This is a genomic window from Shivajiella indica, from assembly GCF_042683085.1.
Classification (GTDB): Bacteria; Bacteroidota; Bacteroidia; order Cytophagales; family Cyclobacteriaceae; genus Shivajiella; species Shivajiella indica.
In genome coordinates this window covers 315,051-326,346 of the sequence record NZ_JBHUIV010000016.1, presented here as the reverse complement: position 1 = coordinate 326,346, position 11,296 = coordinate 315,051, and the positions used below count along the sequence as shown (strand labels likewise).

Sequence of the window (11,296 nt, the reverse complement as noted above, 5' to 3'; positions counted from 1 at the left end):
AATAAAAAAGGCTATTCCGGAGAGGAATAGCCTTTTTTATTTTTAAACTTTTTTATGCGCGGGCTCCGGCAAGCAAGTATAATACTGCCATTCTGATGGCCACACCATTTTCGACCTGTTGCAAAATAATAGAATGCTCACTGTCTGCAACATCTGAATTCAGTTCAACTCCCCGGTTGATTGGGCCTGGATGCATGATGACAATTTCTTTTTCTAATCTGTCCAGCATCTTTCTATTGACGCCAAAATACAATGAATATTCACGAAGGGACGGAAAATACTTAATCTGTTGTCTTTCCAGCTGTATTCTTAATACATTGGCAACATCGCACCATGCAAGGGCTTTCTGGACATCATGTTCCACTTTAACGCCCAGCGTCGAAATGTATTTTGGAATTAAAGTAACGGGGCCACATACCATTACTTCAGCTCCCAGCTTTTGCAGACAGAATATATTAGACAATGCAACCCGTGAATGAAGAATATCCCCAATTATGGCAACTTTCTTACCATAAACATCTCCTAATTTTTCCCGGATTGAAAAAGCATCGAGAAGAGCTTGGGTCGGGTGTTCGTGGGTGCCATCTCCTGCATTGACAATATTCGCGGAAATATTTCTGGAAAGAAAGTGCGGTGCTCCAGGACTACTGTGCCTCATTACCACCATATCCACCTTCATCGAAAGGATATTATTGACCGTATCAATCAAGGTTTCGCCTTTTTTTACAGAACTGTTACTCGAGGAGAAATTGATTACATCGGCTGATAACCTTTTTTCTGCTAATTCGAAAGAAAGACGGGTTCTCGTAGAATTTTCAAAAAAAATGTTAGCAATGGTAATGTCTCTCAGCGAAGGAACTTTTTTAATGGGCCTGTTGAGCACCTCTTTGAAATTGTCAGCAGTTTCGAAAATAAGTTGTATATCTTCTGAGGTGATTTCTTTAATTCCTAAAAGGTGTCTGGTGCTGAGTTGTGACATGTTATGCGTTAAGCTTTTTCTGTAATCCAAATAGCGTCTTTTTCAAATCCTTTTTCGATCCATTCCACCGAAACATATTGACTTTCCAGGGTATTTACTTTTACGCCGCAATAATCTGGCATAATCGGATAATCCCTGGTATATTTTCTATCTACCAAAACCATCAATTCTACTTTTTTGGGCCTTCCAAAAGCAATCATGGCATCCAATGCCGCTCTGACAGACCGGCCTTTATAAAGAACGTCGTCAATGAGCACTACTTCCTTTCCTTCTATCAGAAAGTCTATTTTAGTCTCATTTGCCTTAAGAGGGAAATCCCTTCGCCTGAAATCGTCCCGGTGGAAAGTAGCATCCAAATAACCTTTCTGTACTTTTTGGCCAGAAATATCTTCCAGCGTTTTTGCAATCTTATCCAAAACAATAGGACCCCTTGGCTGTAATCCCAATAGGACCGTATTTTCAAAAGTGTCGTGATTTTCTATCAATTGATGGCAAAAGCGTTTAAGAATTATGGCGATTTGCTGTTGGTCAAGGACAAGTCTTTTTTGCATGGCTTTTACTTTGCGTGCAAATATAAAAATAAAAGATAAAGATGTAAGAAGAGATGATGGGCAGTTTTTTAAATGTTACTATAAACTGACCCAAAGACTCACTGGATTGAATCCTCAGGAGCCCAAAGATCCCCATCTACCTTTATTTTTGTGATAAAAAACACCTGCTTGGTTTCTTCTTTTCCCGATTCTCCCAGAAATCTAATCATTTGTTTTCCACTTAGAATATAATAGTTGTCATACCACCACGAGAAGTTTAGACTATATTCCTGTGTTTCCCGGATTCTTTCATTTTCATTGATCAATTCAATGGGAAAAGATTGATTTTCAAAAATCACTTCACCTTCCTTGATATAACTCATGTAAATATTTATACCATCTAGGTATAAATAATGGAGCTTATTTCCATCAAAACTTAATTCTCCAAATTTACCAGGAATTCCGGTGATTTTGTTAGATAGGTTGAAGGTGTTGTCCCAAATCACCTGCCCTTCTTTATCAATATATATAAAATAGGCAGAAATGAATTTGTATTCTCCTTCCACTTGCCAATTATAGGGACTGTTTCGAATGGTATTGAATAATTGCGAACCATAGGCAGGACCATAATTTGTTCCATCAAAGTACATCCTGTTGGGATTAAACCTGTAGGCATCATTGGCATAAACACCATCCCTAGGAATATATCTCGGGTTTGTAGCGTTAAAATTGTCACTATAAATCAGGAAACCACGGTCTGTGGTTATCACTTCTCTTGTAGAAAAAACCGGTTTGATGGAAGGATTTACCCCTTTTTTAAATGATTTTTCCAAGTCATTCCATTTTTTTTCCCTTTGTTTTTCATTCAGATAATTGAAAAAATTCGGGAAATCTTCCAAGGTATAATATTTTAATTTGTATTCCCCAAACTCATTGATGTCTGCAATATAAATTCCCTGATAGGCCTCTCTTCTTCTTTGGCCAAAAGATCCGATCAATGATTGTTGGTATTCCTGTATGGGGGTAAGTAAACCTTCTACAATTTCAAGATTGTTGTCATTTAGCCCGTCAATAGTGACTTCCCTGATCTTGGTTCCAATTTCATCAAAGGAAAGAATTGAAACCTGTTTTGTTTTGAATTTATCACGACGGCTTACTAACACATCTATGATTCCCAATTCACTGTCTTTTCTAAGTTGAAGTATCAATGTTTCTTTCGAATATATTCCCTGCACAGTATAGACATTATTGGCTTCAATATCATAAATCTGCACAATAGGTCTTGTATCTGCTGTTCCTAGAAAAACAGCATTTCTATTGAGTACAAAAAATTCCTTTAATTCCATTGGGTAGACATTATCCAAAGAAATTTCTGTTGCCTCCTCTGTTTCCAGATTGATTTCAATCAGATATTTTTCAGAAACAGCAGTGGTTCCTTTTTGCATCAGGGCATAGAAAAAGTTTCCTTCAAGGTCGTAGGCTTCCAGGTCAAAATTATCCTTGATTCTGATTTCTTTGAATACGTCTGACTTCAAATTATGGTCGGCCAAAAAATATTGAAATCTGTTTCTTAAGTTAAATCCCTTTTCCGGTTGTGACCTAAATGCCATAATGCCTCCAGGTCTTTTAATGATCATGAAATCATTCTCCTGAAATTTGGATTCCAATTCAAATCTTTCCACGAAGGAAAGCTGACCATAAGTTGTATGGCTTAAAATAGTCCATGCGAATAAAAATAAGTAAAATATGGGTCTCATGAAGTTAATTTTACAATATGATCGAATTGCGGTTTTTCAACGGGCATTACTGAAAGCCGGGATTGTTTTAGAAGGAGTAAATTACTCAATTGTCCGTCGTTTTTTATCTTTTCAAGTGTAAGAGGATTTTTTATGGATATTTTAGGTTTGATCCGTATGGAAACCCAACCTTTTTGTTCACTATCTGCCTGGTCAGGAAAAGCTTCTTCAGTCACCTCTGCTATTCCTATGATTTCTTTTGTCTTACCACTATGGTAAAAAAGCACCAAATCCCCGGTTTTCATTTCCCTGAGATAATTTCTGGCTTGAAAATTCCTGATGCCATCCCAAATTTCTTCACCGTTTTTTAGGAGATCTTCCCAGCTATATTCGCTTGGTTCTGACTTGACTAACCAATAGTTCATATTAATGTTGGTTTAATTGTTGGCTTTAATATAGTTTTTTAACATTTTAATTTAAAACAATTATTGATGACATTTGTCCTATACAGTAACGAAATTGAAAAGGTTTTGGATCCAAAAAACATTCTTCGCCAACTTAAGCTGATCATTAAGCTGATGGAGCTTCATGATGAAAATTCCTTTAAAATCAGAAGCTATCAATCAGCTGTGAATACAATTGACAGGGGAGAAGTGTCAATTGAAGGAAAATCCATGCAAGAATTGCAGTCACTCAATGGCATAGGAAAAAGTATTGCCGAGGTAATTTACTCCCTTTCTTCTTCCGGAACGCATCCTTATTTGGAAAAATTGCTGAAAAAAACACCATCCGGTATTTTAGAGATTCTGGAAATTAAAGGTCTTGGCCCCAAAAAGGTGAAGGCCTTATGGGAGGAACTGAATATTACTTCAACCCATGAACTTTTAGAAGCATGCCAGTCTGGAATTGTGGCTAAAACCAAGGGATTTGGAGAAAAAACACAGGAAAGTATCATTCAAGCATTGGAATTTCGTGCTGCAAACAGAGGTAAATGGCTTTATGCAGATATCCTGCACCCAATGGAATCGCTCAAGGAAGAAATCAAAAAAATTGATAAGGTGGAGGATTTTATTGAAGTAGGAGAGTATGCGAGGAAGATTGAAATTATTGAAATAGTAGAATGGTTGGTCAGTACAACAAGCCCAAAATCTGTAATGGAAAAGCTTTCATCGCTCAACATATTGGAGCATGACAAAAAAATGTCAAGCCCATTTAAATGGAGAGGTAAACTGAAAGAACCTGAAGTCAATTTGTTGATCCATTTTTCTTCACCTGAAAAATTCATTACAGAAAAAATTTTAAGAACTGGCAGTAAAGCACATTTACTTTATCCTTTGGAACATAATAAAACATTGGTTGAGGTTCTGAGAGCAGAGGAAAGTTATGGGTCTGAAAAGGCATTTTATGAAAAGGCGGGATTGCCTTGGATTCCCGAAGAATTGAGAGAGGGGTTTATAGAATTTGATTTGACAAAGGAGGGAAAGATGGAGAAGCTACTGAAATGTGAAAATTTAAAGGGGATTCTCCATAATCATTCTACTTACAGTGATGGGAAACACAGCCTTCGCCAAATGGCTGAGTACTGCAAATCATTGGGATACGAATACTTTGGAATTTCTGACCACAGTAGGTCTGCATTTTATGCAGGGGGATTGGAAATTGAAATGGTCCAAAAACAGCATGTTGAGATAGAAGAACTCAACAAAGAGCTGGCTCCATTTAAAATTTTTAAGGGTATTGAAAGTGATATTCTTGTGGATGGAAGTTTGGATTACCCCGATGATGTATTGTACAGTTTTGATTTCATAGTGTCTTCTATTCATTCAAGCTTAAATATGGATAGAAAAAAGGCAACCATGAGATTGTTAAAGGCAATTGAAAATCCCTATACGACTATTTTGGGCCATCCCACCGGTAGACTACTATTGAGGAGGGAAGGATATCCGATTGACCATAAAGCAATTATTGATGCATGTGCCAAAAATAACGTGGTTATTGAAATCAATGCAAATCCTTGGAGATTGGATCTGGATTGGCGATGGGTAAATTATGCCATGGAAAAAGGCGTTAAATTATCGATCAATCCCGATGCACATGAAATGGAAGGATTTGATGATATGAGGTTTGGAGTGTTGGTAGGAAGAAAAGGTGGGTTGACCCAAAGCATGACTTTCAACGCCATGTCCTGTCAAGAAATCCAGGATTATTTTGAAAAAAGGAAAAATAAAATTAAGAAATAATGAGTTGGGAGCAAAAAAATGAGGATATACTGTTAAAACGTTCTTTCCTTTTTGGAATTACAGGGATAGTGATATGTCTCATACCTTTGTTCAATAACTATTTTAACTGGTTGGAAATTCCCATGACCCCAGTCAATGGTATTGGGATTGTACTTCAATTTTTTGCGCTAAGTATCGCAATCATGGTTTTGAGAAAGAGAAAAATTACCGAAGAAACCAAGGATAAGGCAAAAAAGATGATTTTAGTTTTAGGAGTGTCATTGATTTTTTTCTTCTTATTATAAAACTAAATTAAGATTGAATAAATCTCAATAAACGGTAATTTTTGATAATGAAATCCCAAATCACCCAAATGGGTGATGTTATTTTCAATTTTCCGATTCAATTTTACAAAAGGATCCTATGATTTAGCCATCGACTAAATTTTAGATTCCAAAAAGAGGCCTTCTGAAATTATTATGCCCGTTGAGAAATAAGAGATGGGTTTAAGACAATGTTTATCGAATGAGTTAAGTCCTAGGATTATTTTATTTCGATAAGGTTCCCCATATAGTTTGGAGGAAAATTCAGATTTATTGACAAAATTTTAACCTATTAATGAAGTACAAATGAAGAAAATAAATAATGTAAGCAGGATTGCTTTCAATTTGCTGTTCATGCTTTCAATTACGGTATTCAGTTCCTGTATGAATGAGAGTAATGACATGTTTGATCCAGTTCAGGATATTACGATTGAAGATGAATTGGCATTATCCCAATTTGATCTAATTGATGATGAAGTCGGAGCATATTTAAGGATGAATCCATCAGTTCAAAATCAATTGCTGGCCAGTATCAGAAGTGCAACAGCCAAGTACCATAGGCTTGAGGTAGCGGAGTCAGATGAATACGTTCTGGATCCACATTGTGTGGCAGTACCAGGAGTAGGAGGGATGGGGCATCATGCTGTAAATGGAGAAAAAATTGGCCCATTTGTCATTCCAACAGAACCAGGAGTTTTGGTGTATGAACCAGGAAATAACGGAAATTACCATCTGGTAGCTGTTGAATATTTAGTTCCGGCTGAGCCTTGGGATTTGGTTAATGACGGACCTCCAATGTTAGGAAATGTTTCTTTTGATGACCATCGAGAAATGATAGAAATCGAACCCGGTGTTTTTGTAAATGCCAAGGGAGGACCTCCATTTCCGCATTACCAACTCCATGTCTGGATATGGAAAAACAATCCGGATGGAATATATAAAGCTTTTAATCCAAACGTAAGCTGTAATTAGGAATATTGGTGGTAAAGAATTGAACCAATTTTGAGCGTATCATTCAATTTAAAGGTCGGGATCAATTTCTCGACGGGCCCCTTGGAGCTGAACTCCGGGGGCTTTTTTAATATCCGCTTGGATCTGAAATTCGGATTATGAGCCATTTTCCAAAAATACAGTTGTAATGGGGTAAACAATTCTGATCTCTTTTTCTGTCCTTAACCTATCCAATATTGCTTCTGTAATCTGATGTTCGTATACCCGTCTTTTTCTGGGATGGCATAAATAACGTAAAGAAAGCTGAATCCCCCGTTCCTGGATTTTTGCGTAGACAGTTGGGGTAAATTGTCCAAAATGGATGAAATGCTCCTTATGGGCTTTCATAATCGCTCTCTCAATATTTTTAAAGCTATCCTGCATCAGTTCTGTCATGATTTCTTTTAGGATATGCTGGGCTTTTTTGTAGTCTGAATCCAAACTCAGGTAAACCTGTTGTTCATTCCAGATGTACTCAAATCCCTGACTGTAGTTTGCCTGAGGGTCGGAAAATACCTTTCCATTGGGGACATGGACTATCCTGCCTGTACTTTGTTCTGCATCTACCCAATTTCCCACTTCCAATAGTGAAAACTGGAAAAGCCTGAGATCTACCACATCTCCTTTATATTCCCCAATTTGAATCCTGTCTCCCACATCAAAGGGCTTTCTCCAATAAATGAATATCCATCCTGCGATATTGACAAAAATATCCTTTAAGGCAATGGCAATACCTGCCGACAATAAACCTAAAAATGTGGTGATGGATTGGAAATTACTGATCCAGATATTTCCGATCAAAAGTAAACCAATAAAAGCAAGGGTATATTGCACGGTCTTTCTCCAGTGATACACCCGCTTCATTGCGTCATCTGTTCTTACCCCGATGATTTTGTATGCTGCTTTTTTGATCAGCCAAAGGGCTAATAGAATAATGATAGTCTTGTAGATATTCCACCTGACCTCATATTCTATGATATCGTTGAGATAGTCTATCCAGTTTTCCATAGCCAAAAAGTAAAGCTAAGCTTAGTTTTGGTTTTTCACAAGAAACCGAAAAATTCCATGTAATTCTTTGGCTATGACCTAAGAAATACATGAAAATCTTCAATTTGGATTTTGGGACTAACTTGAAGAAATGAAATCTTCCAATTTTCTATCTCAATTCCTGACAACTTTCGCTCGAAAACTTGACTTTTAGAGAGCTTAATGTTTAAATTATAAACATGTAAATGTTAATAAAATTAACATTTTGATATAAATTAGATATTTATCCCACAAAGTGGGATGATATAAACTGGATATAACATGCAACATCTAGCGGTTTATTTATGAGGGTTGAGTCACTTAATTGTATATCAGATCCAGATAGCTCCATGTATCTCTTCCATCATGTCGGGTATCTAGTTATATCACAGCCCAAAGGGCTGTATATATCCATGTATATCGCTTAGCTTATATCACGAAGTATATATCAACTTATATCGCGAAGCTTATATCTACTATATCGCCAACCGCAGGGAGGCTTATATCACAAGTATATTTTCATGTATATCAACTGCCATTCCTACTATAGTTTCAAATACGGCACCCTGTCCATCGAGTCACTGGTTGCCGAAGCCAAGAGCAAAAAGCTCGATGCGCTTGCCCTGACGGACATCAACTCCGTGGCAGGTGTATTCCCTTTTATCCGGGAGGCGCAGCAAAAGGGCATCCATCCCGTGATCGGCATTGATTTCCGCAACGGTATCAAACAGCAATACATAGGACTGGCCAAAAATCAGGAAGGCTTCTACGAACTCAACCGCCATCTTTCCCATCGCCGGATCAAAGGATTGGCTTTTGAGGACAAAGCCCCGGCTTTTCAACATAGTTTTATCGTGTATCCTTTCCGGGAGAAGACCTTTCCCCTGCGGGAAAATGAATTTGTCGGCATCCATCCTTACCAACTCAACCGCTTAGTGAAGTCACCTTGGTACCGCTACAAGGACAAGCTGGTACTGCTGCAGTCTGTCAGCTTTTCGTCCAAACTGGAATTCAATGCCCACCGACTCCTGAGGGCAGTGGATAAAAATACCCTGCTCAGCAAACTCGAACCCGAGGAACAGGGAGATATCAGCGATCAGTTTTATTCCTATGCCGATATGGTGGCCCGCTGCGAGGGACATAGTTACCTGTTGTACAACTCCCAGCGCTTGCTCGAAGCTTGTCAGTTTTCCTTCTACTTCCAGGCAGTCAAAAACAAACGGGATATTCTGGGCTCGGATTGGGAGGATTTCGATTACCTACGACAGGAGACCTTCAAAGGTGCCATCCGACGTTATCCTGATCTAACTCCTGAAATCAGCAAGCGCCTCGAAAAGGAACTGGAACTGATCCAGCAGAAGGGCTTTGTGTCTTACTTCCTGATCAATTACGACATTGTCAATTTTGCCCAGAAGAGAAACTTCTACCACGTGGGACGGGGCAGTGGTGCCAATAGCATTGTAGCTTACTGTCTAGGGATTACCGACGTCGATCCCATTGAGCTGGATTTGTACTTTGAGCGCTTTATCAATCTGTACCGGGAAAATCCCCCTGATTTTGACATTGACTTCAGTTGGACCGATAGAGATGAGGTGACAAAATATATTTTCGGGAAATACAACAAAGGGGAACAGGAGCATGTGGCCTTATTGGGTTCTTACAGTACCTTTCAGGCCAATTCCATGCTTAGGGAACTCGGAAAGGTCTTTGGCCTGCCCAAAACTGAGATCGAGTCCCTGATCTACCATGCCGAAAAGCCTGACCATATTCCCGATCAGTATGGAAAGCTGATTCTCAAGTACAGTCAGGTACTGCACGGCATGCCCTCACACCTGACCATTCATGCCTGCGGGATATTGATTTCCCACAAGCCCATCCATTATTATACAGCGACTGAAATGCCTCCCAAAGGATTTCCTTTGGCACATATCGACATGCATACCGCAGAAGATATTGGGCTGCACAAGTTTGACATCCTCTCCCAGCGGGGCCTGGGCCATATCAAAAGCAGTCTGGAACTCATCTACCAAAACCAAGGTGTCCAAGTGGATATCCGTGAAGTGGAGAAATTCAAGAAAGACCCCAAAATCAAAGAACTGCTGCGGACAGGACATACCATTGGGGCATTTTATGTGGAATCGCCTGCCATGCGCATGTTGCTGGCTAAGATGAAGGCGGACGAGTACCTCGAACTCGTGGCAGCGAGCTCTATTATCCGTCCTGGCGTAGCCCGCTCGGGCATGATGCGGGAATATATACTGCGGCATGTGGATCCCGAAAGGCGCAAGCAGGCCCATCCCGTGATGATGGACATCATGCCAGAAACCTACGGCATCATGGTCTATCAGGAAGATGTGATCAAGGTGGCGCATTATTTTGCAGAACTTTCGCTGGCCGAAGCGGATGTGCTCCGGCGCGGCATGAGCGGGAAGTCCCGCTCCAAGGATGAATTCCAAAGGGTGAAGGATCAGTTTTTCCGCAATTGTGAAAAATTGGGACGAGATCCCAAGATCACTACCGAAGTCTGGCATCAGATCGAGAGTTTTGCGGGCTATTCTTTTGCCAAGGGACATTCGGCTTCCTTTGCGGTGGAGAGTTATCAGAGTTTGTACCTGAAGGCTTACTTTCCTCTGGAATTTATGGTGGGGGTGATCAATAACTTCGGGGGCTTTTACCATACCGAATTCTACATCCACGAACTCCGCATGAACGGGGCCGATATCCAAGCCCCCCATATCAATGAAAGCGACCACCTGACCAATATCAAAGGAAAAACTGTGTATCTAGGCTTGATCCATCTCAAGTATCTGGAGAAAGCCACTGTAGAAAAAATTCTCGGTGAGCGAAGGGCCAATGGACTTTTTGCAGGTTTGTCTGACTTTATCGCCCGGGTGGATATCAGCCTGGAGCAGGCTTTGATCCTCATCCGTATCGGTTGCTTTCGCTATACGGGCAAGAGCAAGCAGGAATTGCTATGGGAGGCACATTTTATTCTCAACAAACGCAAAGCGGTGGCTACCGGCAATGAGCTATTTCGGCAGGCGGGATTTCGGGAATTACAGGTTCCTACACTTGAGGAGGCTGACCTGCGGCAGGAGATTGTGGACCAGATTGATATTTTGGAGTTTCCCCTTGACTCTCCTTTTCACCTGGTCAAGGATCAGACTGTTCCGAGTATCAAAGCAAGGGATTTGAAGCAGTACTTGGGCAAGCAGGTGCAGATTATTGGTTACCTCGTTACCATTAAATATACGCGGACGGTAAAGGGTGATGTCATGAACTTCGGCACCTTTATAGATAGGGAAGGTGACTGGATCGATACCGTCCACTTCCCTCCTGTGGTTAAAAAACACCCATTTAAAGGCCGTGGCATCTACCTGATCAAAGGCAAGGTGACACAGGAATTTGAGTTTTACAGCATAGAGGTGGAAAGTTGCGAAAGGATGGCGTATTGGAATGCGGCTGATTGATGGCGGCTGGTTCAAGACTTAGT

Annotated in this window: 9 protein-coding genes; 4 read left to right on the top strand and 5 right to left on the bottom strand. The window is 40.0% G+C overall.

The window, feature by feature from the left end:
- Nucleotides 1-52: 52 nt before the first annotated feature.
- The 4 genes from ACFSKV_RS10880 to ACFSKV_RS10865 all read right to left on the bottom strand — a co-directional run bounded on the left by ACFSKV_RS10880 (nucleotide 53) and on the right by ACFSKV_RS10865 (nucleotide 3,670).
- Nucleotides 53-979 carry an aspartate carbamoyltransferase catalytic subunit gene (locus tag ACFSKV_RS10880; RefSeq protein ID WP_380802460.1) on the bottom strand — a complete coding sequence of 309 codons (927 nt, stop codon included), beginning with the start codon at nucleotides 977-979 and terminating at the stop codon, nucleotides 53-55.
- Between the two features lie 8 nt (nucleotides 980-987).
- On the bottom strand, nucleotides 988-1,530 hold the full coding sequence (gene pyrR / locus ACFSKV_RS10875) for a bifunctional pyr operon transcriptional regulator/uracil phosphoribosyltransferase PyrR (protein ID WP_380802457.1): 543 nt from the start codon (nucleotides 1,528-1,530) through the stop codon (nucleotides 988-990).
- A gap of 98 nt (nucleotides 1,531-1,628) precedes the next feature.
- Nucleotides 1,629-3,266: a transcriptional regulator gene (locus ACFSKV_RS10870; RefSeq protein ID WP_380802455.1), complete on the bottom strand. Its 1,638-nt coding sequence runs from the start codon at nucleotides 3,264-3,266 to the stop codon at nucleotides 1,629-1,631.
- A complete protein-coding gene (locus ACFSKV_RS10865) occupies nucleotides 3,263-3,670 on the bottom strand; it encodes an EVE domain-containing protein (protein ID WP_380802453.1) in 408 nt (135 codons plus the stop codon). Before ACFSKV_RS10865 ends, ACFSKV_RS10870 begins: the two co-directional genes overlap by 4 nt.
- A 66-nt stretch (nucleotides 3,671-3,736) precedes the next feature.
- On the opposite strand from ACFSKV_RS10865, the gene polX reads away from it, so the two are divergent.
- From polX to ACFSKV_RS10850, 3 genes are all read left to right on the top strand, one after another.
- Entirely contained in the window at nucleotides 3,737-5,485 is a 1,749-nt protein-coding gene (polX, locus tag ACFSKV_RS10860) for a DNA polymerase/3'-5' exonuclease PolX (RefSeq protein ID WP_380802451.1), read from the top strand.
- On the top strand, nucleotides 5,485-5,769 hold the full coding sequence (locus ACFSKV_RS10855) for a hypothetical protein (protein ID WP_380802448.1): 285 nt from the start codon (nucleotides 5,485-5,487) through the stop codon (nucleotides 5,767-5,769). Before polX ends, ACFSKV_RS10855 begins: the two co-directional genes overlap by 1 nt.
- Before the next feature lie 324 nt (nucleotides 5,770-6,093).
- Nucleotides 6,094-6,759 (top strand): hypothetical protein, encoded by a 666-nt coding sequence (locus ACFSKV_RS10850; RefSeq protein WP_380802447.1) that lies wholly within the window; start codon nucleotides 6,094-6,096, stop codon nucleotides 6,757-6,759.
- Nucleotides 6,760-6,894: 135 nt separating this feature from the next.
- Here the strand turns inward: ACFSKV_RS10850 and ACFSKV_RS10845 are convergent, their stop codons facing one another.
- On the bottom strand, nucleotides 6,895-7,785 hold the full coding sequence (locus tag ACFSKV_RS10845; RefSeq protein WP_380802445.1) for a mechanosensitive ion channel family protein: 891 nt from the start codon (nucleotides 7,783-7,785) through the stop codon (nucleotides 6,895-6,897).
- Nucleotides 7,786-8,324: 539 nt separating this feature from the next.
- Here ACFSKV_RS10845 and ACFSKV_RS10840 point away from each other — a divergent pair.
- Nucleotides 8,325-11,273, top strand: coding sequence for a DNA polymerase III subunit alpha (locus tag ACFSKV_RS10840; RefSeq protein WP_380802443.1), 2,949 nt, complete (start codon nucleotides 8,325-8,327; stop codon nucleotides 11,271-11,273).
- Nucleotides 11,274-11,296: the final 23 nt, after the last annotated feature.

Excerpts from the sequence above, each read along its gene's own strand:
- ACFSKV_RS10850 (WP_380802447.1), top strand. The coding sequence starts at position 6,094 with ATGAAGAAAATAAATAATGTAAGCAGGATTGCTTTCAATTTGCTGTTC.
- pyrR (WP_380802457.1), bottom strand. The coding sequence starts at position 1,530 with ATGCAAAAAAGACTTGTCCTTGACCAACAGCAAATCGCCATAATTCTT.
- ACFSKV_RS10845 (WP_380802445.1), bottom strand. The coding sequence starts at position 7,785 with ATGGAAAACTGGATAGACTATCTCAACGATATCATAGAATATGAGGTC.
- ACFSKV_RS10840 (WP_380802443.1), top strand. The coding sequence starts at position 8,325 with ATGTATATCAACTGCCATTCCTACTATAGTTTCAAATACGGCACCCTG.
- ACFSKV_RS10855 (WP_380802448.1), top strand. The coding sequence starts at position 5,485 with ATGAGTTGGGAGCAAAAAAATGAGGATATACTGTTAAAACGTTCTTTC.
- ACFSKV_RS10865 (WP_380802453.1), bottom strand. The coding sequence starts at position 3,670 with ATGAACTATTGGTTAGTCAAGTCAGAACCAAGCGAATATAGCTGGGAA.
- polX (WP_380802451.1), top strand. The coding sequence starts at position 3,737 with ATGACATTTGTCCTATACAGTAACGAAATTGAAAAGGTTTTGGATCCA.
- ACFSKV_RS10870 (WP_380802455.1), bottom strand. The coding sequence starts at position 3,266 with ATGAGACCCATATTTTACTTATTTTTATTCGCATGGACTATTTTAAGC.
- ACFSKV_RS10880 (WP_380802460.1), bottom strand. The coding sequence starts at position 979 with ATGTCACAACTCAGCACCAGACACCTTTTAGGAATTAAAGAAATCACC.